Below are 23,212 nucleotides of genomic sequence, written 5' to 3' on the forward strand. Positions count from 1 at the left end.
GCTCCCCGCCGGCTTCCAGCCGTAGCCTGGATGCATGCACGATCACGCGCCGGCGGCACACGGGGGAGGAATCCGCGGTTCCAGCAACCGCCGATTGCTGACCATCTCGCTGTGTCTGACCGCGACGGTGATGATCGTGCAGGTCGTGGGAGCGATCCTCACCGGCTCGCTCGCGCTGCTGGCGGATGCCGCCCACATGTTCACGGATGCCTCGGCGCTGGTCGTCGCTCTGATCGCGAGCGCCGTCGCCGCACGTCCCGCGGATGACAGGCGCACCTTCGGTTATCAGCGAGCCGAGGTGTTCGGCGCACTCATCAACGCCATCATCCTCATCGTGCTCTCGGTGATGGTCGGCATCGAAGGCGTCAGGCGTCTGCTGGAGCCCGCAGAGACCGAGGTCGCAGGACCGCTCATGCTCGTCGTCGCGGTGATCGGCCTGATCGCGAACGCTGTCGCGATGTGGCTGCTGAGCGCGGCGCAGAAGACGAGCATCAACGTGCGCGGCGCCTACCTCGAGGTGCTCGGCGACATGATCGGCTCGGTGGCTGTGATCGTCGCCGCTCTCATCATCGTCACCACCGGATGGATGCCCGCAGATGCGATCGCGTCGCTGCTCATCGCCGGCATGATCATCCCTCGTGCGATCTCGCTCCTGCGAGAGGTGTTCTCGGTGCTCGCCGAATCTGCGCCGAAGAACACGCACGTCAGCGAGATCCGCAATCATCTCCTCGCGTTCGACGGCGTGAAGAGCGTGCACGATGTGCACGTCTGGCAGCTCACGCGCGGTGCGCCGGTCTTCACCGCGCACGTCAAGGTCGATCCGGCGCTGCTGGCGGCCGGCCGGTCGGATCTGCTCCTCGAAGAGCTGCAGGGCTGCCTCACAGACCACTTCGATGTCGCGCACTCGACGTTCCAGATCGAATCCGCGGCTGCCGGGGAATGCGAAGACGCCCACGCCTGAAAAGGCCGATCAGGGCTCGACGACGATCTCTTCGGATGTCTTGTCGGGGCGCAACCCGCGCCAGCGGGCATGACGCAGGATGCCGTCGGGCGTCCAGTTCGCGAATTCGACCTCTCCGACCAGGACCGGCTCGACCCACAGCGCGTCTCGTGCGTCGGCCGCCGGAACGCCGGCGACCTCAGCGGCCTTCGTACGCAGCGGCTCGAGCCGCGCCGAAAGATCGCGGAGCGTCCGCTCGGAGAAGCCGCTGCCCACACGACCGACATAGCGCAAGGCCCCGGCTTCGGCATCCGGAATTCCGAGCAGAAGCGAGCCGATGCCACCCTCGCGATCTCCCTTCCCCGGTCGGATGCCGACGATCACGGCCTCCTGCGTACGCGTGTGCTTGAGCTTCAACCAGGAACCGGAGCGGACGCCGGGGCGGTAAGCCGAGCCGGATTCCTTGGCGACCACGCCTTCGAGCGCGAACGCACGACTGGTCTCGAGCGCGGCATCGAGATCCTCGAAGACCGGCGGAACCACGATCGGCGCATCCGAACCCTCTGCCAGCGTCTCCAGCAGTGCGCGCCTGTCACGAAGCGGAAGTCCGGTGAGATCGTGGCCGTCGAGCCTGAGAAGATCGAAGAGGTAGTAGACGATCGGCGTACGGATCACTTCACGCTCGATCTCGCGAGCCTTCGTCAGGTGCATCCGGTTCTGCAGCCTGCTGAAACTGGGACGCCCTGAGCCGTCCAGAGCCACGATCTCGCCGTCGATCACCGCGTCATCGACCGCGAGATGCGGAGCGCCGTCGGCGGTGAGTTCCGGATACCGCGCCGTGATGTCCGTGCCGCTGCGCGCGTGCAGCTGCATACGGCCATCCGCCCAGGTTCCGAGCGCGCGGATGCCGTCCCATTTGATCTCGATCCACGGGTCGCGGAGCGAACGGACCAGGCCCGCCGTCCCCGACTCGGCGAGCATCGGAACGGGCGGGCGCCCGCTGGCAGCCTTCGCGACCGGCGTGCTCTCGAGCGATGGCGCAGGGTGCTGCGTCGGCGACCCGGTGCGGTGCGCAGCATCCTTCGACTCCTTCATCCGGTGCAGCAGCCAGGACGACTTCTCGCCCGACCCCGTGGTGCGGATCAGCGCGAGCCTGGCGCGGCCGAGCGGTCCGGCTCCGGAGAAAGTGCCGATCACCTCGTCGTCGCGCCATTTCTCGAGCTCGACCGTTCCGGCGTCCCAGATCGTCATGGTCCCGGCACCGTACTCGCCCTTCGGGATCTCGCCGTGGAAGGAGAGATACTCCAGCGGATGCGGCTCGGTCATGACGGCGAGATGGTTGCTGTCGGAGGTGTCGGGAACGCCCTTGGGTACCGCCCAGCTGATCAGGACTCCATCGCGTTCGATGCGCAGATCGAAGTGCCGCCTGCGGGCGTGGTGCTCCTGGATGACGAACCGGGGGAGTCCGCTGTCCGCGGACGCCGACGCCGACACGGACTGCGGCATGGGCTCAGGCGTCTTGGTCGCGTTGCGCTTCTCGACATAGGGGTCGAGCAGCCCGGAGTCGGCGGCGGACGCGAACTCCTGCAGGGGGTCCAGCCCTGCCTCGACACGGTCGATGACTTCATCGAAGCGCAGCTGGCGCAAGTCAGGATCATCGAGTTCTTCCCAGGTTCTGGGTGCCGCCACAGTCGGATGCGCTCGTCCGCGCATCGAATACGGCGAGATCGTCGTCTTCTTGCCGTTGTTCTGACTCCAATCGATGAACACCTTGCCGCCGCGAGCCGCCTTGGCCATGGTGCTCGTCGCGATGTCCGGGTGGTCGGTTTCTATCGCGCGCGCGAGCTCGCGGGCGATAGCGGAGGCCTGGTCGCTCGTCTGCGTGCCGTCGAGCCTGCTGTACAGGTGGATGCCCTTGCTGCCGCTCGTCACGGGTGCAGGGTCCAGTCCGATATCGCGGAGGATGTCGCGGGCGAGGCCGGCGATGTGCGCGCACAGTGCGAGATCCGCGCCGGGGCCCGGGTCGAGGTCCAGCACGAGACGGTCTGGATTTCGACGTTCGCCTGACGGGCTGAATCGCCACTGCGGGACGTGCAGCTCGATGCTGGCGACCTGGGCCAGCCACACCAGGGTGGGCAGATCGTCTGCGATGGGGTAGTGCTTCGCCCCTCCGGAATGCTCGATCGGCATGCGGTGCACCCAGTCGGGTGCGCCGGCGTCGAGCTGTTTCGCGAAGAACGCATCGGCGGGAGCATCCGATGTGCCCACGCCCTCCACCCAGCGCTTACGTGTGATCGGCCGACCGGCCAGCAGCGGAAGCATCAGCGGGGCCACCGTCGTGTAGTACGCGATCATCTCGCCCTTGGTGGTGCCAGTCTCGGGGTAGAGCACCTTGTCGAGATTGGTGAGGCGCACACGACGGCCGCCGACGTCGACGACCTGTGCGTTGCTTGGCATGACGAAAGAGTATCCGCAAGCCTCTGGCATCAGGCCCCTCGCGCGGTGTGTACTGGTCTCATGAGGTCGATCTGGAAGGGCGCCCTGACGTTCGGGCTCGTGAACGTCCCGGTGAAGGTGTACTCCGCCACCGAAGATCATGACGTCTCGCTGCATCAGGTGCACGATGAGGACGGCGGACGCATCCGCTACAAGCGCACGTGCGAGGTGTGCGGCGAAGTCGTCGCCTACCAGAACATCGACAGGGCCTTCGAGGACGACGGACAGATGGTGGTCCTCACGAAGGAGGACCTCGATGCCCTGCCGGCGGAGCGCAGCCGCGAGATCGACGTGGTCGAGTTCGTCCCGAGCGAGCAGGTCGACCTGCTCACGCTCGACAAGGCGTACTACCTCGAGCCTGATTCCAAGTCGCCCAAGGCATACGTCCTGCTGCGACGGACGCTCGAGCAGACCGACCGCACGGCGATCGTGAGATTCACGCTCCGTCAGAAGACCAGGCTCGCGGCGCTGCGGGTGCGCGACGATGTGCTCGTCCTGCAGACGCTGCTGTGGGCCGACGAGGTGCGCGCTGCGCAGTTCCCGGCGCTCGATGAGAAGGTGACGATCTCCAAGAAGGAGCTCGAGCTCTCGGCGAGCCTCGTGAAGAGCTACTCCAGCGACTTCGATCCTGAGTCGTTCGTCGACGAGTACCAGAAGGAGCTTCGCACCCTGATCGACGCGAAGATCGAGGCCGGCGAGACGTTCGACGTCAAGGAGACCTTCGCCGATGAGGGCGAGGACGAGAAGGGCGGCGAGGTCATCGACCTCATGGAGGCGCTCAAGGCCAGCGTCGAGCGTTCACGGTCGAAGAAGCGCGACGCCGGCTGAGCCCGATGCGCGGCCTCGGCGCCGGAGAGCGACCTCAGTGCTTTCCGTCGCCGTCCAGATCAGGAGCGCGGTCGAAGACGTTGGGGTCGAGCGTGAGTTCCTCGGCCTCGGCGGCATCGACCTCAGGGTCAGCGCCGGCTGCGAGTTCCTTCTTCACCTTGTGGCGCTCTGAGAAATAGTGCCAGAGCGTGACGATCGCGGTGCCGCCGACGGCGATCAGCAGGATGATGTCGATGTACTCGGTGACCAGGTGGGCGATCCAGGGGATGTAAGCGATGAGGTAGCCCAGCATCGTCAGCCCGAAGCCCCACAGGAGAGCGCCGATGAGGTTGTAGAGGCTGTACTTCCTCCACGGCATGTGACCGACACCGGCAGCGACGGGTGCGAAGGTGCGCACGATCGGCACGAAGCGCGCCAGGATCACAGTGAGTCCGCCGTAGCGTTCGAAGAACGCGTTCGTGCGCTCGACGTTCTTCCGGCTGAACAAGCCCGATTCCTTGCGTTCGAACACCGCAGGGCCGCCCTTGTGGCCAATGAGGTACCCGACTTCGCCGCCTACGAACGCGGCAAGCGCGATGAGCAGCGCGACCAGCCAGATGTTGAGGCCGAACACGTTGTTCGTGTGGGTCAGGAGCCCCGCGATCACGAGCAGCGTGTCGCCGGGCAGCAGGAACCCGACCAGCAGGCCGGTCTCGGCGAACACGATGAAGCAGACCACCAGCAGTGCCCATGGCCCGGCCGCGCCGATGATCAGTTCTGGATCGAGCCAGGGGATGAGTGCGATGTGATGCATGGTGTCCCGTCGAGCAGGTCGTTCAGCGGTCAGTCGGAATTTCTGTGCGGAAGGTGGGACTTGAACCCACACGCCCTAGGGCACAGGAACCTAAATCCTGCGTGTCTGCCAATTTCACCACTCCCGCGCGCTTCCCTCAGTCTAGAGGCGCGCCCCTGTGCGGAAAAGATGGCGAACCCGCACGCCCGGTTACGGAAACCCCGAAAGCGTCCGGCGCCGCTCGGAACAAATTGATTGACATATTCAATTATTGATGATGGAATCTGCGTAACCCCGGAATCGAGCCGAACTCAGTGATGAGCAATAGGCCACAGTTTTCGGTTTGGTCGTGCATATATCTGCTGTGCAAATGTTCCGCATCCGACGTCACCGACGACAGAAAGAGCCCGATGATGCGCAAAACCCGTTACCTTGTCTCCCTGGCGATACTGAGCCTCGCGCTCGCCGCGTGCAGCGGCAGCCCCAACGCCCGTCCCGCCGATGACGACGATGCCGAGGCGCCGGCCGAACTCGTCTTCGCCGTCGTTCCCACCGACGACAGCAAGGCGCTTGAAGCCTCGTTCGAGCCGCTGGTCGCCGCGATCGAGGCGGAGACCGGAATCCCCACCCGCATCGAGGCCGTCAGCAGCAACGCCGGCGTCATCGAGGCGCAGGCCGCCGAGCGCGTCGATGTCGCCGTCTACGGGGCGTTCTCCTACTACCTGGCCAAAGATGTCGCCGACGTCACCCCTGTCGCGATGGACCAGCTCACGCCTGAGCAGGGCTCTGGCGCCGTGAACTCGTTCGGCGTCGTCGCCGCCGGATCTGACATCACCTCGATCGAGGATGTGGCCGGCCGCACGGTGTGCTTCACCGATCCGGCCTCCACGACCGGTTACCTTGCGGCGGCGGCGGGGCTGCTCGACGCAGGCATCGATCCGGAGACCGACATCACCCCGATCTTCGCCGGCAAGCACGACGTCGCCGTCACGCAGATGCTCGCAGGCGACTGCGAGGTCGCCTTCGTGGCCAGCACTTTCGTCACTGATCTGCTTCCCGCACGCGGCATAATCGCGGAAGGCGACACCGAGACCGTGTGGACGTCGCCGGACATCCCGGGCACGCCGCTGGTGATCGGGAACTGGCTGAGCGATGACCTCACGCAGCAGATCGTCGATGCGGTGCTGAAGTACGACGCCGTCACCGCCGCTGAGGCCGGGCTGTGCGATGACGCCCAGCGTGAGGCCCCTGCACCGTGGGGAGACGACTACGCAGGCACGATGGCGTGCGAGTGGGGAGGCACTGGCGCGTTCGCGTTCGAGCCGGCGACCGACGGCGACTACGACACCATCGCGGAGATCTGCGAATCCACCCAGGCGGAAGTCTGCCGGCAGGAATGACGAAGGGCGACGCAATCGTGCTGACCACTGAATCCGAGGCGCAGATGACGAGTTCTGTCGCTGCTGGTCCCAGCCTGCTCATTCGAGATCTCGAGAAGAGTTTCGGCGCCAAGACGGTGCTGAAGGGGATCGATCTGGAGGTCTCACCCGGGCAGTTCGTCGCCCTCGTCGGCCCTTCGGGTGCGGGCAAATCCACCCTGCTGCGACTGATCAACGGCAGCCACCGGCCCACAGGCGGTTCTGTGAAGGTGCTCGGGATCGATCCGGCCTCCTGCGGTCGTCGTGACCTGCAGCGACTGCGTGCCCGAGTCGGTTTCGTCTTCCAGCAGTTCGGCCTGGTCGGGCGCCTCACGGCGCTGGAGAACGTGCTGATGGGAGCGCTCGGAACGCTGCGGATGCCGCGGTACGGAGCGGCGAGCTATCCGCGTGCCCTGCGTGAACGCGCGGCGACACAGCTGGAGCGGGTCGGTCTGGTCGAGCAGCGCTTCCAACGATGCGACACGCTTTCGGGCGGACAGCAGCAGCGCGTCGCCATCGCACGAAGTCTGATGCAGGAGGCCGAGATCGTCCTGGCTGACGAGCCGGTCGCCTCGCTGGATCCGACGGCGAGCGTGTCGGTGCTGGCGATGCTGCGCAAGCTCAGTGCCGAGGACGGCTTCACCGTGATCTGCTCGCTTCACCAGGTCGACCTCGCGTTGCAGGTGAGCGATCGGATCGTCGCCGTCCGTGACGGCGGGATCGTCCTGGATGCCGCGACGAGCGACACCACCGAGGAACAACTCAGGGCTGTCTATCGGACGGTGGAGGCATCCGGCGCATGACGCAGACACTCGAGCGGCCTCCCCGCGTCCGCCGTCCGGCCGGCGATGCGACGCGATCGGGCGCGCATGCCAGCACGTGGGCGATTCCGCTCGCGTACCTCGCCGTCACCGTCTTCGGGGTGTGGTGGATAGACATCCGCCCCGAGGCGCTCGCGTCCGGCTTCGGCGACATCGCCCGCCTGCTCGAGCGGATGCTGCCACCCGAGACCGGCAGCGTGCCTGGTCTGCTCTCGAGCGCGCTCGAAACGCTGTGGATCGCCATCGCGGGCACCGGCGTCGCAACAGTCATCTCGGTGTTCCTCGCGGCGGCCGCGGCGCGCACGTTCACCGGGCCGCGCGTCGTGCAGTGGGGCGCCCGGCTCATCATCGTCATGACGCGCGCCGTGCCGTCACTCGTGTTCGCGCTCATCTTCGTGCGGATCTTCGGTCCCGGACCGCTTGCCGGCGGCCTCGCGATCGCCGTGCATTCGGTCGGCATGATCGGCAAGATGATGGCCGACGTCTTCGAGGAGCAGGACCCTGCGCCGCGGGACGCTGTCGCCGCCGTCGGCGCAGGAAGAGTGCAGAACTTCGTCGCGACGACCTTCAGCCGTGCACTGCCGTCGATCACCTCGCTCGTGCTCTACCGTCTCGACATCAACATCCGTGCGTCCGCCGTGCTCGGCGTCGTCGGCGCGGGTGGCATCGGCGTCGCGCTGCAGACCGCCATCGGGTCGTTGAACTACCCACGCGCTGCCGGGATCATCCTCGTGATCGTGGGGATGCTGCTCGTTCTGGAGATCGTGTCGTATGCGGTGCAGCGCGCGGTGGCAGAACACGCCGACACCGGCACGGCCGCCGAGCTCTACGGCCGAAGAGGCGATATCGCTGCCATCGGCTGGAACCGCGGGAGGACGTTGCGCTTCATCGGCGCAGTCATCGCCGTCGTCTTGTTCATCTACTCGCTCACGCAGCTCGGGTTCAATCCTGCGCGACTCACGCGCGCGGGGGAGAACACCGTCGCGCTTCTGTCGGGGTTCGTGCCGCCCATCATCACGATGGATGTGCTCACCGGAGTGTTCGAAAGCGTCATCATGGCACTCACCGCCACCACATTCGGGGTGGTGTTCGGCCTCCTGATCGCGGTGCTCTCGACGAATCTGCTCATTCGGTTCACGCCGTTGTCGCTGCTGCTGCGCGGAATCATCGTGCTGGTGCGAGGCGTTCCCGACATCATCTATGCGCTCGTGTTCGTCGCCGCGCTCGGCCTGGGGCCGTTCGCCGGGTTCCTGGCACTGGCGATCTCGTGCACCGCTCTTGCGGCGAAGTTCTTCACCGACGCGTTGCAGAAGGTCGACCCCGCGCCGCTTCGGGCACTCGAGGCCACCGGGGCGAACCGGCTGCAGGTGTTCGTCAGCGGCGTGTGGCCGCAGTTCGTGCCGAGCTTCATCGGAAACAGTCTGTTCACTTCAGACCTCGCGCTGCGCGAGTCGGCGGTGTTGGGCATCGTCGGGGCAGGGGGAATCGGATTCCTTCTCGATGAATCGGTCGCCTCCCTCGACTACCAGACGACGGCAGGGATCCTCGTCTGCCTGGTGGCGGTGGTCGTGGCGCTCGAATCGGTTGCGCGGTGGGCGCGGAAGAAGGTGATCTGACGTGGGTGGATGTCCATTCGGGTACGGCGCCGGGGGCGTCACCGGGGCCGAGGCGGATGCTCGAACGCGCGAGGAGCGCGGATCGGAGTGGGCCCCTGCGCTCGAGGAGGAGTTCGGCAGCGCGCACGCCGACTACGCGAAGCTGCGCGCAGACAATCCTTTCCCGTGGAGCGAGGAGTTCGGTGGGTTCTGGTCGGCCACGACATACGACGACATCGTGCGCGTCGCCCAGGATGACGAACTGTTCGTCACCTCAGTGCAGAACGTCGTCCCTCACGTCCCGCGCAGTTCGCGTCGCCCTCCGCTGCATTTCGACCCACCAGAGCACACCGCCTACCGGGACGCGATCGACCCTGTGCTGCGTCGCAGCGTCGTGCGGGAGCACGAGACGGCTTTCCGGGCGAGCGCAGCGGAGCTCGTCGACGGTCTGTTGCGCAGCAGCGCGCCTGACGCGGTCCGCGACTATGCGGCGCCCTACGTCATGGACTGCTTCGCGGCATTCCTGAGCGTGCCCCCCACCCTGACGCGACGGATCCGTGAGGTCGGTGTGCGGTATGCGTTCGCGATCCAGGACATGGACGACGCGGTCATCGCCGAATGCAGCGCGGAACTGTACGCGATCGCGGAGGGCGTGTACGACGACCGGATCGCGCAGCGCCCTGACCCTCGCCGCGACCTGGTGGCGAGTCTCGACGCTGCCGCGCAGGACCCGGCGAACCACATCACGAGGAAGACCGCGGTCGCCACCGTGCGGCAGATGATCGTCGCAGGGATGGGCGCTCCGCAGGCCGCGCTCGGCAGCTGTCTGGTGCACCTCGCTCAGGACCAGGATCTGCAGCGGCATCTGCGACGTCATCCCGATGACCTTCCCGCTGCGATCGAGGAGTTCCTGCGGCTGCACGCCCCGTATCGGGTGTTCGCGCGCACCCCCGTGCGCGACACGACGGTGCACGGGCGCCTCGTGCGCGAGGGGGAGCCGATCGCGCTGCTGTTCCCCTCCGCCAATCGCGACGGGGACGTGTTCGACGACCCGGACGACTTCGTCCTGCGCCGCCCGGGCAACTCGCATCTCGCCTTCGGCCGTGGTGCGCACAGATGCCCGGCAGCGACCATGGGCCGCCTCGAGCTGCTGTTGGCACTGCAGATGATCCTGGAGCGCACCGAGCGGTTCGAGCTGGCGGGCGAGGTGACGATGATGAATTGGCTCGAGTACGGACCGCGCTCCGCACCGCTGGCCCTGCGCGCGGCGCGCTGACCGGAGCGGAGCGGCCACGTGACAGAATCGGCTCATGTCGCAGCCAGAGACAGTCCTGCCGCGCGTCCAGCGCGGGGCGCACTCGCAGCAGCTGCTGTCGGTGCTGTTGGGCGACTACTGGTTCGCGCGGGCCGAACCGGTTCCGTCCGCAGCCCTCGTCGACCTGCTCGGCCTCTTCGATGTGAGTGCAGCCGGTGCCAGGGGCGCGATTCAGAGACTCGCGCAGCGGGGATTCCTCGTGGGAGCAAAGACCGGGCGTCATACCGAGTACGCGGTGGCACCCATGACGAGGGAGATCATCGACTCGCACGTGCGTGTGCTCTTCCTGAGTCACCGCGCACCGCAGTGGGACGGGACGTGGACCGTGGTCGCGTACTCCGTGCCGGAGAACGCCGCCGGTACGCGACGCGCACTGCGCGACCAGCTCAGGCAGCTGCGCTTCGGCGCGCTGTACGACGCGCTATGGCTTCGGCCGGGGGACGCGTCGGAATCGATCGAGAAGATGCTCGCGAAGATGCCTGCATCCCTGCATCCGGAGCAGTTGACCGTGTTCGCCGACGCTCGGCTTCCTCGTGGTGCCGATCAGGAGGCGGTCGCGGGAGCATTCCAACTGCACGCGCAGGCGGCGGGCTACCAGCGGTTCCTCGACCGTTGGGAGTCCGTGGCTCAACGCCTCGAGAGCGAGGGGCCGGAGGCCGTTCTGGACGTCGTGTCCGACTCTGCGGGGCTGCCGGCCGACGAGGCCCTCCGCGTTCGCACGTCGATCATGGCGGACTGGCGTACGCTCCGACGCAGCGACCCGCAGCTGCCGGACGAACTGCTGGGACCGGACTATCCACTGCATCGCGCCGTCGCCGTGTGCGCAGCCGTCTATGACGTCCTCGGCCCGGCAGCCGAATCCGCGGTCCGACGTGTTCTTCGTCCATACCGTGACGATCTCGCCGGCCACGTCACCCATCACACCTTCGCTGCAGCGACGTCGCTGCTGACCGAGGGCTGAACTCTCAACGCGAACTCGGGCGCTCCGCCCGGCAAAGGACATCTCCATGCCTTCATCGATCCTCCCGCGCGCCGCCGCCTGCATCGTCGCCGCTGCCGCACTCGCCCTCACACCCCTGACCGCCCACGCCACCGCGCCCGTCGCGACGACCCCGACCGCTGTCTCGCCGATTTCCGGCGCGGACCAGTACGGCGAAGTGCGGGGATCCTTGACCACTGGCAGCCGATACGTGCTGTTGACGCCCGCCACATGGAACGGCACGCTGCTCGTGTGGAGCCCCGGCTACTCGGGAAGCGCCGGAGGCGAGGCTGCCGCCGGACCGGATGCCGAAGTGATCTCCTGGCTGCTCGACGAGGGCTACGCGCTCGCCGGGTCCAAGCCGGCCACCGCCGGATGGAGCGTGCAGGACCTGCTGGCCGAGCAGCCGCAGCTCGCCGAGGTCGCTGCGGCCTCGCTGGGTACTCCCACGCATGTCGTGGCCTGGGGGTCGTCGATGGGCGGGCTCACGTCCGTGAGCCTGTTGGAGAACAACCCATCGGTGTTCGACGCGGCGCTGCCGTTGTGCGGATCGGTCGCGGGCGCGATCCCGATGCTCAACCAGTCACTCGACGGCGCGTTCGCCTTGCGGATGCTGTTGGCGCCTGGCGATGATCGACTGGAACTCGTGGATGTGCAGAACGAGCCGCAACGACAGGCGGCGTTCCGAGAAATCCTGGATGCGGCGCAGGCAACCCCTCAGGGACGTGCTCGCATCGCACTGGCCGCGAGTCTCGCGCAGATCCCGCCGTGGACGCAGCAGGGGACTCTCGAGCCTGGCCGCGGCGACACCGCGGCGCAGCAGGAGCAGTTGTACCGCGCGTTCATGTTCGGCGTGATCTCCCCACGTGAGCCGCTGGAGACCCGCGCGGGCGGCAACTTCTCGTGGAACATCGGCGTCGACTACTCGGCGTCCCTGCGCAGATCCGGCAACGCGCAGTTGGTCCGGTCGCTGTACGCCGAAGCAGGACTCGAGGTGAAGAGCGATCTGGGCGTGCTCGCCTCCGCAGATCGCATCTCTGCTGATCCGTCGGCGGTCGCGTACATGCAGGACAACGCGACGCCGACCGGTCGGATCTCAGGGCCCGTGCTGTCGTTGCACGAGACGGGCGACACCGCGCCGACCGTCGCCCAGGCTGAGACCTACGCCGAGAGAGTGCGGCACGCGGGCGCAGGGGCGCAACTCAGGCAGGCATTCGTCGACCGGCCCGGTCACTGCGCGTACTCGGAAGCCGAACTCGCCGCCGTCGTCGATGCGTTGCAGCAGCGGCTTGACACCGGACGGTGGGCGAACGTCGCCACGCCGAGGGCTCTCAACGCTCGCGCCGACCAGATCGCAGCCGAGAGCGGCCTTGATCGCGGAGAGGGGACGTTCGCGCAGCACCGCCCCGACGCGATGCTCCGTCCCGAGCGCGAAGCTGACTGATTCTCGACACCGTCGCCGGCCAGGGAGGGTCCGCACTGCTCGGCTGTGGATAACTTCTGCGGCCGGCGGCGGATTGTTGCGAGGATGCCGGTGTGAGCCAGACCTCCCTCGTCGTCGCCGAGCGTGTGCGTCGGCGTCTGCGCGCTGAGCGGACTGATCCTTCACTCGCGCCGGAGGAGGCCAGACGCATCGCGCAGGCCGAGGTGCGACGGCACAACGATCTGGCCTTGTCGCGAGGCGAAGCGACGATCGACGATGAGACCGCCTGCGTGCGGGACGTGCTGGCATCGGTCAGCGGTTTCGGGCCCCTTCAACCGCTCCTCGATGATCCCGACATCGAGGAGATCTGGTTGAACGGGCCCGACCGCACTTTGTCAAGTTCCACATTTCAAGTTGCGAACACCAGGTCATCTGCATGACACGGCTCAGCCTGGCCTTGCGAGCGCGCTAGGGTCAGCTCATGGATGAAGTTGCCCGCTTTGGGACCGCCTCTGTCGCTCAGGTTGCTCACCTTTTGTCTCGCGAGGAAGAGCAAGTGCTAGCCGAGGCGCTTCGCCTGACAGGTGAAGGATCAGCCGTGCGGGGCTGGCTCACCGCCGAAGCTGTAGCTGCATTGGTGAACGGGGTTGAGCGGAAGCGTCCTCTCGCGGAGGCCGATCCGTTCATAATCAAGGCCTTCGGTCAGGCCCAGGAGAGGTCTAAACCCGAGTGGACCTCGATGACGATCCCGGTCTTGAAGAACCGGTTGCTTCAGGTCTCATCGCAGACATTTCGAGAGATGGACTACGGCTCGCCGAACATTTGGCACTTTGTGACGCTATTTCCGCACCTCCTCAGGACCGACGGGGTTCGACCCGGCGAACGTGTTCATCTTGTGGATCCCAGCATCGTCGAGCCCAGTTCAACAGATGAGTCAGCGGCACTTGACCCAGTCGGTAGGGGGCGTATACGAGTTGATCTCTGGCGAGCTGTCTTTGACTACAGTTCAGGCAAGGAATATGTCTGGGACGACACAGTCGGGCGTGCCCGCCTGCGAGCGCCGGAAGATGTAGCGCGCCCAATCATTCCGACACTCGGAGAAGAAGACCTGCGCGGTCTTCGTGATGAGTTCGTCCAGACACAGGACGCGATCTCAGAGCACGATTCCAATCGTTTGAATGATTGGGTAGAAGGCGCGGGCGCAACCGCCGCTCTCCCGAGATTCTATCGGGGGCTATGGAACGCCCATCTGAAAAGTCATGCCGCAGACAGGCTGCGCGCATTTTTTGTGTCAGAAGGTCTCGCCGTACCTGTTGACATGCTGGAGAGGGTCGCCGACGCGGTCCAACCAGAATCCGACGTCGAGCGTGCTCGACGAGCCGCGCACCGCTATGTTGACGCGATGACGGGAGAAGAACTGGCTCGTCTGTCAATCGAGATTGCCGTTGTCATGAGGGTCCCGCTGCGCGACGAGGCTCCGAAATGACTGAACAGGACGGAATCTGTATCGTCTGCCCGCCTGCGGGAGGCAACCCGACCGACAGGATCACGCCGGAGCAGCAACGCTGGGTTGATGACGTTCGTAAGAGCGCGAATGACCGCGACCTTGAAGTGAAGATCTTCCGCACCGTCGTGCGTCGGTCGAATGTGAAGGGGCAAAAGGAACGAAGATTCAACCTTCTCGACCCATGGGAGGCAGATCGGCTGTACCGTCTCGTGCATCGCGGCTTTGACGCCGTATTCCAAGCGGGCTCCGCACGAGTGCTGCTGAACCCGATTAAGGCTCTGGAGACATCCAACTCGGTCCCGCTGTCCCAGGTGGTCAGGCACAAGTCCTTCTTTGCACAGCTCGATGGAATCACGCCTGCGGCGGACACCTTTGCAGCGTTCGATGCATGGTCGGAAGTCGCTCACTGCGATTCACACCGTGATTGTCGCGTGCTCCCTCTACACATGTTCTCGCCTAGACGGGACTGGGAAGCCCTGACGACAACAGCCGAACGGAAGCTTTTTGAGCGTGCTCACGGCATTCCTACTCGTCTCGTGGATGAGAAAGCGCGCAGGTGGAATCAGACCACTGCATGGCACGGGAACGATTCGCTCGCCGTCGCGAAATACGGTCTACCGACCGGCTTTCATTGGGATGTCACTGGGGTACACAACACCTCTCGTCTGTCTTCGCTAACCTCGACCTGGCAGTTCAAGGGGGAGGCGTACCTCAACGTCAGCCCTGACGGATTCATCCGAGCGGGCCAGAGCAAGGGCATCACCGCAATGATGGAAGGCGAAGCGCCGAGGCCCGCACCGTCAGCTCCGAACAAGCCCAGCAAGCGAGAACGTAATCGGGCACGGCGCGAGCGTCAGTTGGCGAAGCGCCACTAGTTGCGGACTCTCAGGCAGAACACGTAGTCTATGTATCGATCCGGTTCGCCTCGGCGAGTTGGAAGGACGGTGGGAGTTGATCCCTTTCACCTGAAGACACCAAAACACAGGGAACGCGAGCAAGCATCGGTCGTTTCGAGCCGTGAATGCAATTCACTCAGGGTCGATGGGACCTCGCGTAAGCGCCATTGCGCCTCTGTTGGTTGTCCGAAATAGGCTCGACCTATTTTTCAAGTGCCCCGGCTTATCGTCCGGGGTACTTTTTTGGGTTGTCGCCATCCGCTGTGTCGGTCCGAACGAACACGAGATATACCGAACAGCATAACGACCTAGTTAGTGAAATCTTCGCGGCAAATATCCCTGTTCAGCGGGTAAATTTGTCTTCACGATGCGATATGATGAATACAGCGCCCTCTCCTGCACCGGCTCGTCCCTGAAACTCGGAGAGGGCGCTTCACTGTTTCCAGAATTAGTCCTGGTTAGCGCGTGTTTCGTCTTTATCTGGAGGCCTTGACAGAGGCCCCTGGAGCGGCTTACAGTCGTCCGTGACGAGCCGTGGCAGTAGCGACCATAGGCGGGGTCCCCAGATGCCGGGTAGTACCAAGACCGGATGCCAGCAGCAGACACCCTAGACGTGCTGGCCGTCGCCGTCGCTCGCGAGGACCGGTCCGGGTCATAACTGGCCGCGTCTCCATTTTGGAGGCGGGCTACTCGTCGTGACCTTCTACTCACTGTCTGAGGGACAAGCGCAGGAACCCGGCATGCGCGCGTCCCGGTGAGTATTACGAACCGAGCACGATTTATGCCCACCTGGAGATCCCTCATGGAAGACATCGATTGGAACGCCGAGTTCGCGGAGCTGGCCGTCTACGCGCTGGAGGCCGAGAAGGCCACTGCCGAGATGATGCAGCGCAAGAACAGCATCGAGCGTGAGCACCGAGAACGTGGACGCAAGCTCAGTGAGCACGAGCGCCTCAGGCAGTTGGCCGTCCGGCTGTGCCGGAGGGCAGGGGCTAAGGGCGTGAACCAGAGCAGCTTCAGTGACCGCACGAAGAACCAGCTCCACAACATCATCCGCGAGGCGCAGGCGGTCGTTTCCAGAAACGCGCGTTAGCGCAAACCGGCGCATAGTCCAGCGGGTACCCGTCGTCTAAAACCGTCGAATGACGAGCGGTCGATATTCTCTGATGTGAAGGACTTTTCCGCCGCACTCGTGCAGCCCCGTCGTCTGGGCAGGCCGTGCGGTGTGTGCGCGCTCAGCTCTCAGCAGCGCACAGCACTGGAAACGGCGCTCGCCGCAGGCACGTCTATTTCTCGAATTTCCCGGCAGCATTGGGCACCAGGGCGAGAGTCCATCACGCACCACCTTCAGAGTGGACATTTGCCGCAGCAGCTCCAGGATCAAGCCGAACGCGCGCAGGGCCTCGACGTGACGACTGTGGTCGCACGGATCTCCGACATCGCCCAGCGAGCCCGCAGCACCGCCCTGGAAGCCGCCGAAGCTGGAGACCGCGCCGGAGTGCTCCGAGCCGGTGACAGCGAACTACGGGCTCTCGCAGTGCTGGCCACCAATGGCGAGACCTCCGAGCTGGAGATCGAGCGGAGACGGTCCTACCAGGACCTCTCCGCCGCCGTCATCCGTGTCTCCCGTCGTGACCCCGAGACAGCCGAGCGCATCGCATCCGAGCTGGACCGGATGAACAGACCGATCCTTGCGGAGGACGTCCGCGACCAAGCCGTTTCGAGAAATGAGATCGCATGAGCCACTCCGAGAAGACCGAACCCGCAGGCGTCGTACGACTTCGAGCAGCCCGAGAGGCCGCAGACAAGCTCAAAGAAGCCGTAGCAGTGGAGATCCCGCCTATGGTGCAGGACGGTGATGTGATTCACGCCGTCAGTACCGGGCTGAACATCCCGCGAACGGCGAGCTTGTGGGGCGGCTTGCCCTCTCTGTCGTTGACGCGCGGCGACAGAGTCGTCGTGACGCAGGCGATGATCGAAGCCGCCATCGACCGCCACGGCAACCCCGGCTGGACGGCGCTCGTGCACGATCCGCAGCGTCAGATAGCCCGCTGGGGCCGAATCCACCTCGCACCCGGCGAGCCGCCCGCCGACATGCAGCCCTGGATCTATGGCGATGCGTCGTGGTCAGAGCAGAGAGAGATCGCGAGGAAGGCCGCTTGGCAGGAGATCGACCCTCAGCGTCGTGCAGCAGCGCTCGAAGAGGTGAAGCGGAAGTTCGGACCCGCGCCGACGACGAGCACCGTGCATGCCGTGTACAAGGGCGATGCGATGTATGACGCGCAACAGGCGCGGATCGCAGAGAGCGCAGCGACCGGCACGCCGAATCTCGGGGCGAGTCGATGAGTGGACCGGCTTGGAGGAACACCAATCGTTCGACGCACCGCGCCGTGCGCGATCTCGCCGTCGCGTATCTCGACCGTGAAGGCATCCCGGCGATCACCAAGCGGATGCCCAAGGGGCTCTCCGACAGTCTGGACGACGACGCCATTGCACCCGACCTCGCACTCGATGGCGTGGATCTCGATGTCAGCTCCCGATTGAGCCCGTTCAGACTCTCCGAATCTCTGGAGAGCGTGCAGCGCACCGCGCAGATTCGAGGCGTCCCCGCGTACGGCTTCATCCAATGGCGCGGAGATCACGAGATCCGAAACTCATATGTCGTCTTGGATCTGGCGAGCTTCGCACGGCTCGTGCGCGGTGATCACATCATCTCGAACTAAACACTGACCTCCTCATGCTGGGTCTTCCTTGGCCTTGGTCGGATCTTCAGCCCAGCGTGAGGCGCGGAGAACGGGTTACTCGAACAGCCCGCCGCAACAGGGTGCCGCTGGACGCGTTGCGAAGGGCGGCACCCGACCCAAGACCCCGGCCCCCGCCTTACTCAACCGACTGAACGGGTTTCGACTGCGGGGGTCGGTCCCCTTTCTGCAACCTGGAGCACATCGTGAGATCACGCCATTCCCGTACCTTCGGACCTTTCCGCACGAGCGGCCTCAATCCCAAGCCGCAGCAGCAGCCCGCCAGAGCCACTCCAAGGCCATCAACGCCTCGCACAGCCCCTCAGCAGCCGTCTCAGGCCACCACGGTGGACGAAGCGATCCAGGGGCTTCAGGGAGCCGCCGCGCCCAAGCTCGTGACGCCACGATTCAGCAGCACCTCCGGCCCATGGCTGAGGCTGGCCGGTTATGAAACCCGGCTGCCCCCGAACGTGGCGATCTCGACCACGCAGGCGGGAGACGGGAGACACATCGCCGTCGTCGCGCATCTGGATGAGAGCGAGAATCCCGGGCGCGTGCAGGTGCTCGTCAGCACGGACGCCGGAGTCCGCGAACTCGTCGGATTGTCCGCCGAACAGCTCCGCGAACTTCGCCGTGAGCACTTTGGAAAATGAGCAGCAGCGAGACGGCGTGGCAGGCGCTCCAAGACGCACTGGCCGTCTCGACGCCCTTGTGTGTAGGTGATTCACGGTTCACGTCGGAGAGCAACGAACACGATGCGACACTGCGAAAAATCTGCGCACGGTGTCCGATCCAGCAACAGTGCATCAACTACGCGAGGAACGCGCCGAGGAACGGAGTTTGGGGACTCTACGGCGGCGTCGTGCGTCGCACACAGCCCCAGGTGAAGGAACGTCGTGCAGCTATCCGTCAGTGATCCTGGATCGACTGTCGAAAACGATGGTTCAGTGAGAGCGTGTGAGAGTCCAGTTCTGAGAGACTCCTGAGCGGCGTGTCGCGATAGTTGTTATGCGAGATGAGTTGTGAGACAATTGACTCATGACCAAGTTCGCGTACATCCGCACCTCAACCAAGGATCAGAACGCCGATCTCCAGCTTGATGCCATCGCGAAGGTGGACGGCATCAAGCGGACCTACACGGATGAGGGCGTCTCCGGCACGCTGGCATCCCGGCCCGAGTGGGACAAGCTCATCGACCGTCTCGAAGAGGGCGACGAGGTAGTCATCTGGAAGTTCGACCGCATCGGACGCAACACCATGAATGTCCTCGAAGCTGTGCAGGCGATCACCGCCAAGGGTGCAACCTTCCGCAGCCTGACCGAGAACATCGATCTCAACTCCGGCCCCATGGCTCAGGCCATGATGACGATCATCGCGGCGTTCGCCCAGCTCGAACGCGACACTATCGTGCAGCGCACGCGGGCGGGCCTAGAGGCAGCCAAGGCGAAGGGCAAGGTCGGCGGGCGTCCCTCCGTCGTGGACCCCAAGAAGCTCGCCACAATCAAGAAGCTCATCAACAGCGGAGACCACAGCCGCGCCGACATCGCGCGCATGGTGGAGATCTCGCCCGCCACGCTCTACCGGGTGATCGCCACCCTCTAGGCTCCCGAGGCCACGAAGGCCTTCAGATTAGGTCCTAGCCCCTTCTGGCGGCCTTTCCATGTCTCAGCCACCGGTGCGGTGGGCATCAAGCTTGATCCGCGCGCCTATTCTTGCTTGCCGCCCTCGCGCAGCATGACGATCAGGTACTCCACATCGAGCAAGACGGCCTGCACGAACTCCTCGCCGAGGGTGTTGAGCGGAGCAGAAAGCTCAGGGGCCAGACGGTTGGAATCGAGCTTCACATGGGCTGCGTACGCGGCACTCAGAGCTGAGGCCGGAATTGCGCTTCCAGTAGCGCTGCCATGCCCTAAGGCCCGACTCACCCAGCGTTTGCTATTCGTCCCCTAGAATCCGAGCATGGGGGATGCACTGGGCGCGTTTCGTCGCGACCTAACCCGAGATGGGTGGGTCCTCGGTAAAGGCGAGCCAACGATGATCGCTCTCCTCGAATCTCTGGGAACCGTGCGCGCCGCTGGCATTCTCACCCCGAAAGACCCAGCGGACGCGCGACCTAGATCGTTGTCTGGCGTTTACGGCAGGGGTGCCTTCCCTTGGCATACGGATGGTGCCGTCGCGGCAGACCCGCCGAGATGGTTGGGCATGTATTCGTCGGCGTCCTCCGCCGTCGCTACTGAGATTCTGGACCCAAGGCCCGACCTGCTCGACACGCTCAGCAGGACCACTGTTCGAGCCACCGATGCCAGCGGCCAGACTGTCATGCGGGTGGCAATGATGAACGTCTCCGAAAACCTGACTCGCGTGCGTTGGGACCCACGAGCGTGCCCATCTGGGGACCCGGTGTTAGACGCCTTGGTCGAGGCCGAGGTGGCCACGGGGCATGCCACTTGGGCTGGGGATGCCTGGGTAGTCATCGACAACTTCAGACTCCTGCACCGCCGCCCGAGCGCGATTTCAGACCCTTCACGAGAACTCCACCGCTACTACGCGAACTGAGGCACGATCATGTGGGACCACGAGGCCTATCGCGCGAAAGCGCAGGCGTACTTCACCCGAGCTGGGCGAAACCCGAACGGCGATGAGTTCATCGTCTGGAGCATCCTTGGCGTGGAACTCCTTGCTCGTGCGGCGTTGGCGAAGGTGTCGCCTGTGCTCAACGCGGCCATGGACGGCCCCTCGATACTCGACTCTCTCGGCTATCCCGACCCCAACGGGAAGCAAGCAAAGTCCGTGCCCATGCATACAGTGCTAGCCCGCCTACCCGTGGTTGTCGAGGAGTTCACCCCCGACCGCGTTGCGGAGTTTGAATACCTCATGGAGTTGAGGAACGCCGAGCTTCACACAGCAGTAGTACGACTAGACGAGCCGGTGTCGAACTGGCTACCCAAGCTGGTGCGAGCGATTGCGCCCCTCGCAACACACCTGGGCGTAACTGTCGGAACCCTTCTAGGCGAAGAAGTGGCAGAGCTGGGGCAAAGCTACGTCGATGCGGACGACAAGAAGGTGCTGCAGGACGTGCGAACCCGAATCAACGCCGCGCGCCAGTTTTGGGACCGACTTACGACCGATGAGCAGACCGCGCGCCTCCCGCAGGTGCGAAACGCCAACAACCGGCGCTTTCAGCTCTGCCCCGCGTGTAAATGCGTCATGACGCTGCAGTCCTCAGCCATTCGTTCGTCGCCTTCGTATATTGACGAAGACGGCGACCGCGTAACGAAGGTCGAGTACGTCGTTACGGGTGGAGTGTGCCAAGCGTGTGGACTTGAACTTGGCTCGACCGCTGAGGTTCGCTCCGCAGGCCTCGCGCAGGCGTTCCACGAGATCGAGATCGAAGAGGCCTACGTCGAACGGGAACCGGAGTACGTGGACGACGAGTACGGCAACGACTGATCCCTGCGCAGCGTCACCCCGAGCTACGAGAACTTCCTCCTCGCCGCAGAACGGCGTCTCGGGTGCTCCACCTCGACATCCTGGGATGCTGGCCAGCGCCGACCTCGAACTCGCGGATCTCTTCGTGCTCGTCAACCGAGACCGCATTCCCGGGCGTGGGCTACAGCGGCGAGCGCGACGCGTGCACCGTTACCTCTTGATCGCGAGTATCGTACGGGCATGATCCTGCCGTCCGTGTTCACACCTCACAGCCATTTCCTCAGCGGTGGGCGGCACCTTCGCCCGTGCCGCGCTCGCAGCTTTGGCCATCGCGATTGAGTAAGACACATCCACACGGAACGCGGCATCTGCGACTGCCCACAGCGCCCGCTGTCGCTCACGTCGCGCATGCACAGGATCGGCCTCGATCTCAGCCATCCTGATCAGGTCGTCAAAGTCGTGGTCCGGCTCCATGGGCATCAGGCAACGTCCTCACCATTCAGGCTCAGCACGCGAGTGTGTCGGATCTCGTATTTGCGCGGGTTGGTCTCCATGCGACCGCCGTGGACCTTTATGTCCAGGAGCTGTTCAACCAGTTTCCGGCGCTGTTCGACGTCGAGTGCATCGAACCGTCGTCCTAGCTCCTCCTTCAGCTCGGACATGCGCTCAAAGGGTGCGCGCCCCTCAGCCCTCAAACCGGCGCGGAGATCCACCAGCATGGACGCACTCGCTGAGGACGCCACAGCGGCCTCCAGGCGCTCCCGGAGAACCTTCAGGGGCTCCTCTGTGGCCTTCAGGTCTGCGACATACTCAGCACGTGAGATCAGCTCGTTGCGATAGTCCTCTCGGATCTCCGCGCGTTTCTGCGAGAGCTGGTTCAACTCCATCTGCATGGCTCCGACATCAGGTCCACCAGGCTCATGGAAGAGGTCAGTGGTTCCGAACGCGAACGCTGAGATCACCGCATTCCGGATCATCGGCTCCAGGTGCTCGATGCGCGCTGAAGGATGACGGAGCCCATCGGACTTGTCTACGCGGGAGCACTTCAGGATGGGATAGCGGGTGCCTGCTCGCTTGTCGCTCACGGTGTTGGACTTCATCTTTCGTCCGCAGATGCCACAGCGTGCCGTGCCGCTGGAGAGCCAGCGAGCGCTGAAGCCAGGTGAAGTCTTCCGGCTCGGGTCCGTGATGATGTTGTTGACCCGATGCCAGAGCTTGATCCCTGCATCTTCGTCGTCGTTGGTGCCCCTCAGGATGGGCACCCACTGGCCCAGGAGGGGCTTCTCTTCACCAGTATCTTTATCCGCGACCTGGATAATGACGCCCTCTTTGGTGGACACGAGACCAGCGTTCCGTGGTCGGGTCAGGATCGACTTGACGTGCGCGTAGGACCAGCCGTGCTTGCCGCTCCTGCGCTGAGGCACCTTGTCGGCGTTCCACCTCCGGACGATGGAGCCCAGCGTCTTGCCCTCGTCTATGGCTCGGTAAGCCTCTCGGATGAGCTGCGCTTCCCATTCCACGACGTTCTCGCGCTCGTATCCGAACGTGCCAGAAGGTGCTTGGAAGGTGCCGGAGATGCGCTTGCCCTCGTAGTGCATGAGAAGACGTTGACTCTTCAGCGCGGATTCCAGTTGTGCCACTGCGGACAGCATCTTGGCCAAGAACTCACCCTCCGCCGTGCTCGGGTCCAGGAGCATGCCACTGCTGAATTGCCACTTGACCTTGTGCTGGATCGAGCTGATGCGCACCAGCAACCCTTCGGTCTCGTTGCGTTCCAGGCGGTCTTGGTGGCGACAGAGGATGATGTCTACCTCGTCGTCTGTGACGGCCACCAGGAGGCGCTGGAAGTGCGGGCGGTACTTGCCCTTGTAACCGGAGATGCCGTCGTCCGCGAACGTGCCGACGACGTCGTAGCCCATACGCTCTGCCATGGCCTCCAGATCTCGGACTTGGTTCTCGATGGAGTCTGAGTCTTCGTCGTTCTCTCGTTCGATTTGCGCGGTGGACAGTCGTGCATAGATGGCAGCGCGTAGCTTGCGTTCAGTGATCATG

Annotated in this window: 23 protein-coding genes and 1 tRNA gene; 19 read left to right on the top strand and 5 right to left on the bottom strand. The window is 64.6% G+C overall.

Annotated features, from left to right (window positions below; translation table 11 throughout):
• Positions 1 to 34 precede the first annotated feature (34 nt).
• On the top strand, positions 35 to 961 hold the full coding sequence (locus ACP7AR_RS01435; RefSeq protein WP_426181810.1) for a cation diffusion facilitator family transporter: 927 nt from the start codon (positions 35 to 37) through the stop codon (positions 959 to 961).
• Positions 962 to 970: 9 nt separating this feature from the next.
• Here ACP7AR_RS01435 and ACP7AR_RS01440 read toward each other — a convergent pair whose 3' ends face one another.
• Positions 971 to 3,397, bottom strand: coding sequence for an ATP-dependent DNA ligase (locus tag ACP7AR_RS01440; protein ID WP_426181812.1), 2,427 nt, complete (start codon positions 3,395 to 3,397; stop codon positions 971 to 973).
• A gap of 60 nt (positions 3,398 to 3,457) precedes the next feature.
• On the opposite strand from ACP7AR_RS01440, the gene ACP7AR_RS01445 reads away from it, so the two are divergent.
• A complete protein-coding gene (locus ACP7AR_RS01445) occupies positions 3,458 to 4,264 on the top strand; it encodes a Ku protein (RefSeq protein WP_426181814.1) in 807 nt (268 codons plus the stop codon).
• Positions 4,265 to 4,298: 34 nt separating this feature from the next.
• On the opposite strand, the gene ACP7AR_RS01450 is transcribed toward ACP7AR_RS01445, so the two are convergent.
• Together ACP7AR_RS01450 and ACP7AR_RS01455 are read right to left on the bottom strand one after the other, a co-directional pair.
• Positions 4,299 to 5,057 carry a DedA family protein gene (locus tag ACP7AR_RS01450; RefSeq protein ID WP_426181816.1) on the bottom strand — a complete coding sequence of 253 codons (759 nt, stop codon included), beginning with the start codon at positions 5,055 to 5,057 and terminating at the stop codon, positions 4,299 to 4,301.
• 45 nt (positions 5,058 to 5,102) lie between these two features.
• Positions 5,103 to 5,184 (bottom strand) — tRNA-Leu (locus ACP7AR_RS01455).
• 262 nt (positions 5,185 to 5,446) lie between these two features.
• Between ACP7AR_RS01455 and phnD the strand changes: the two genes are divergently transcribed.
• The 16 genes from phnD (at position 5,447) to ACP7AR_RS01535 (ending at position 19,333) form a co-directional block, all read left to right on the top strand.
• Positions 5,447 to 6,436, top strand: a complete 990-nt coding sequence (gene phnD / locus ACP7AR_RS01460) for a phosphate/phosphite/phosphonate ABC transporter substrate-binding protein (protein WP_426181819.1) — start codon at positions 5,447 to 5,449, stop codon at positions 6,434 to 6,436.
• A gap of 44 nt (positions 6,437 to 6,480) precedes the next feature.
• Positions 6,481 to 7,257: a phosphonate ABC transporter ATP-binding protein gene (gene phnC / locus ACP7AR_RS01465; RefSeq protein WP_426181822.1), complete on the top strand. Its 777-nt coding sequence runs from the start codon at positions 6,481 to 6,483 to the stop codon at positions 7,255 to 7,257.
• The gene (phnE, locus tag ACP7AR_RS01470) at positions 7,254 to 8,891 is read left to right on the top strand and encodes a phosphonate ABC transporter, permease protein PhnE (RefSeq protein ID WP_426181825.1); all 1,638 of its coding nucleotides are present in this window, start codon (positions 7,254 to 7,256) and stop codon (positions 8,889 to 8,891) included. Before phnC ends, phnE begins: the two co-directional genes overlap by 4 nt.
• A gap of 1 nt (position 8,892) precedes the next feature.
• Positions 8,893 to 10,146, top strand: a complete 1,254-nt coding sequence (locus tag ACP7AR_RS01475) for a cytochrome P450 (protein WP_426181828.1) — start codon at positions 8,893 to 8,895, stop codon at positions 10,144 to 10,146.
• A 34-nt stretch (positions 10,147 to 10,180) separates the two neighbouring features.
• A complete protein-coding gene (locus ACP7AR_RS01480) occupies positions 10,181 to 11,146 on the top strand; it encodes a PaaX family transcriptional regulator C-terminal domain-containing protein (protein WP_426181831.1) in 966 nt (321 codons plus the stop codon).
• Between the two features lie 46 nt (positions 11,147 to 11,192).
• Positions 11,193 to 12,608, top strand: a complete 1,416-nt coding sequence (locus ACP7AR_RS01485; protein WP_426181833.1) for a hypothetical protein — start codon at positions 11,193 to 11,195, stop codon at positions 12,606 to 12,608.
• Between the two features lie 92 nt (positions 12,609 to 12,700).
• Positions 12,701 to 13,027, top strand: coding sequence for a hypothetical protein (locus ACP7AR_RS01490; protein ID WP_426181836.1), 327 nt, complete (start codon positions 12,701 to 12,703; stop codon positions 13,025 to 13,027).
• Between the two features lie 41 nt (positions 13,028 to 13,068).
• On the top strand, positions 13,069 to 14,073 hold the full coding sequence (locus ACP7AR_RS01495; protein ID WP_426181838.1) for a hypothetical protein: 1,005 nt from the start codon (positions 13,069 to 13,071) through the stop codon (positions 14,071 to 14,073).
• Positions 14,070 to 14,969 carry a hypothetical protein gene (locus ACP7AR_RS01500; RefSeq protein ID WP_426181841.1) on the top strand — a complete coding sequence of 300 codons (900 nt, stop codon included), beginning with the start codon at positions 14,070 to 14,072 and terminating at the stop codon, positions 14,967 to 14,969. The genes ACP7AR_RS01495 and ACP7AR_RS01500 overlap by 4 nt, the downstream gene beginning before the upstream one ends.
• A gap of 823 nt (positions 14,970 to 15,792) precedes the next feature.
• A complete protein-coding gene (locus ACP7AR_RS01505; protein ID WP_426181843.1) occupies positions 15,793 to 16,083 on the top strand; it encodes a hypothetical protein in 291 nt (96 codons plus the stop codon).
• Positions 16,084 to 16,350: 267 nt separating this feature from the next.
• Positions 16,351 to 16,731, top strand: a complete 381-nt coding sequence (locus tag ACP7AR_RS01510) for a hypothetical protein (protein WP_426181846.1) — start codon at positions 16,351 to 16,353, stop codon at positions 16,729 to 16,731.
• The gene (locus tag ACP7AR_RS01515) at positions 16,728 to 17,336 is read left to right on the top strand and encodes a hypothetical protein (RefSeq protein WP_426181849.1); all 609 of its coding nucleotides are present in this window, start codon (positions 16,728 to 16,730) and stop codon (positions 17,334 to 17,336) included. The genes ACP7AR_RS01510 and ACP7AR_RS01515 overlap by 4 nt, the downstream gene beginning before the upstream one ends.
• Entirely contained in the window at positions 17,333 to 17,713 is a 381-nt protein-coding gene (locus tag ACP7AR_RS01520; protein WP_426181852.1) for a hypothetical protein, read from the top strand. Before ACP7AR_RS01515 ends, ACP7AR_RS01520 begins: the two co-directional genes overlap by 4 nt.
• A gap of 365 nt (positions 17,714 to 18,078) precedes the next feature.
• The gene (locus ACP7AR_RS01525; protein WP_426181855.1) at positions 18,079 to 18,384 is read left to right on the top strand and encodes a hypothetical protein; all 306 of its coding nucleotides are present in this window, start codon (positions 18,079 to 18,081) and stop codon (positions 18,382 to 18,384) included.
• Entirely contained in the window at positions 18,381 to 18,647 is a 267-nt protein-coding gene (locus ACP7AR_RS01530) for a WhiB family transcriptional regulator (RefSeq protein ID WP_426181858.1), read from the top strand. Before ACP7AR_RS01525 ends, ACP7AR_RS01530 begins: the two co-directional genes overlap by 4 nt.
• A 122-nt stretch (positions 18,648 to 18,769) precedes the next feature.
• Positions 18,770 to 19,333: a recombinase family protein gene (locus ACP7AR_RS01535; RefSeq protein WP_426181861.1), complete on the top strand. Its 564-nt coding sequence runs from the start codon at positions 18,770 to 18,772 to the stop codon at positions 19,331 to 19,333.
• 104 nt (positions 19,334 to 19,437) lie between these two features.
• On the opposite strand, the gene ACP7AR_RS01540 is transcribed toward ACP7AR_RS01535, so the two are convergent.
• The gene (locus ACP7AR_RS01540) at positions 19,438 to 19,575 is read right to left on the bottom strand and encodes a hypothetical protein (RefSeq protein WP_426181864.1); all 138 of its coding nucleotides are present in this window, start codon (positions 19,573 to 19,575) and stop codon (positions 19,438 to 19,440) included.
• A gap of 721 nt (positions 19,576 to 20,296) precedes the next feature.
• Between ACP7AR_RS01540 and ACP7AR_RS01545 the strand changes: the two genes are divergently transcribed.
• On the top strand, positions 20,297 to 21,181 hold the full coding sequence (locus tag ACP7AR_RS01545) for a hypothetical protein (protein WP_426181867.1): 885 nt from the start codon (positions 20,297 to 20,299) through the stop codon (positions 21,179 to 21,181).
• Between the two features lie 458 nt (positions 21,182 to 21,639).
• On the opposite strand, the gene ACP7AR_RS01550 is transcribed toward ACP7AR_RS01545, so the two are convergent.
• Positions 21,640 to 23,211 (bottom strand): recombinase family protein, encoded by a 1,572-nt coding sequence (locus ACP7AR_RS01550; RefSeq protein WP_426181869.1) that lies wholly within the window; start codon positions 23,209 to 23,211, stop codon positions 21,640 to 21,642.
• Position 23,212 lies beyond the last annotated feature (1 nt).

This window comes from Microbacterium sp. TWP3-1-2b2 (assembly GCF_049896145.1).
Lineage (GTDB): Bacteria > Actinomycetota > Actinomycetes > Actinomycetales > Microbacteriaceae > Microbacterium.

What these genes read in the sequence shown, in the direction of transcription:
- ACP7AR_RS01435 (WP_426181810.1), top strand. Translation starts at nt 35, where the DNA reads ATGCACGATCACGCGCCGGCGGCACACGGGGGAGGAATCCGCGGTTCC.
- ACP7AR_RS01440 (WP_426181812.1), bottom strand. Translation starts at nt 3,397, where the DNA reads ATGCCAAGCAACGCACAGGTCGTCGACGTCGGCGGCCGTCGTGTGCGC.
- ACP7AR_RS01445 (WP_426181814.1), top strand. Translation starts at nt 3,458, where the DNA reads ATGAGGTCGATCTGGAAGGGCGCCCTGACGTTCGGGCTCGTGAACGTC.
- ACP7AR_RS01450 (WP_426181816.1), bottom strand. Translation starts at nt 5,057, where the DNA reads ATGCATCACATCGCACTCATCCCCTGGCTCGATCCAGAACTGATCATC.
- phnD (WP_426181819.1), top strand. Translation starts at nt 5,447, where the DNA reads ATGATGCGCAAAACCCGTTACCTTGTCTCCCTGGCGATACTGAGCCTC.
- phnC (WP_426181822.1), top strand. Translation starts at nt 6,481, where the DNA reads ATGACGAGTTCTGTCGCTGCTGGTCCCAGCCTGCTCATTCGAGATCTC.
- phnE (WP_426181825.1), top strand. Translation starts at nt 7,254, where the DNA reads ATGACGCAGACACTCGAGCGGCCTCCCCGCGTCCGCCGTCCGGCCGGC.
- ACP7AR_RS01480 (WP_426181831.1), top strand. Translation starts at nt 10,181, where the DNA reads ATGTCGCAGCCAGAGACAGTCCTGCCGCGCGTCCAGCGCGGGGCGCAC.
- ACP7AR_RS01485 (WP_426181833.1), top strand. Translation starts at nt 11,193, where the DNA reads ATGCCTTCATCGATCCTCCCGCGCGCCGCCGCCTGCATCGTCGCCGCT.
- ACP7AR_RS01495 (WP_426181838.1), top strand. Translation starts at nt 13,069, where the DNA reads ATGGATGAAGTTGCCCGCTTTGGGACCGCCTCTGTCGCTCAGGTTGCT.
- ACP7AR_RS01500 (WP_426181841.1), top strand. Translation starts at nt 14,070, where the DNA reads ATGACTGAACAGGACGGAATCTGTATCGTCTGCCCGCCTGCGGGAGGC.
- ACP7AR_RS01505 (WP_426181843.1), top strand. Translation starts at nt 15,793, where the DNA reads ATGGAAGACATCGATTGGAACGCCGAGTTCGCGGAGCTGGCCGTCTAC.
- ACP7AR_RS01515 (WP_426181849.1), top strand. Translation starts at nt 16,728, where the DNA reads ATGAGCCACTCCGAGAAGACCGAACCCGCAGGCGTCGTACGACTTCGA.
- ACP7AR_RS01520 (WP_426181852.1), top strand. Translation starts at nt 17,333, where the DNA reads ATGAGTGGACCGGCTTGGAGGAACACCAATCGTTCGACGCACCGCGCC.
- ACP7AR_RS01530 (WP_426181858.1), top strand. Translation starts at nt 18,381, where the DNA reads ATGAGCAGCAGCGAGACGGCGTGGCAGGCGCTCCAAGACGCACTGGCC.
- ACP7AR_RS01535 (WP_426181861.1), top strand. Translation starts at nt 18,770, where the DNA reads ATGACCAAGTTCGCGTACATCCGCACCTCAACCAAGGATCAGAACGCC.
- ACP7AR_RS01545 (WP_426181867.1), top strand. Translation starts at nt 20,297, where the DNA reads ATGTGGGACCACGAGGCCTATCGCGCGAAAGCGCAGGCGTACTTCACC.
- ACP7AR_RS01550 (WP_426181869.1), bottom strand. Translation starts at nt 23,211, where the DNA reads ATGATCACTGAACGCAAGCTACGCGCTGCCATCTATGCACGACTGTCC.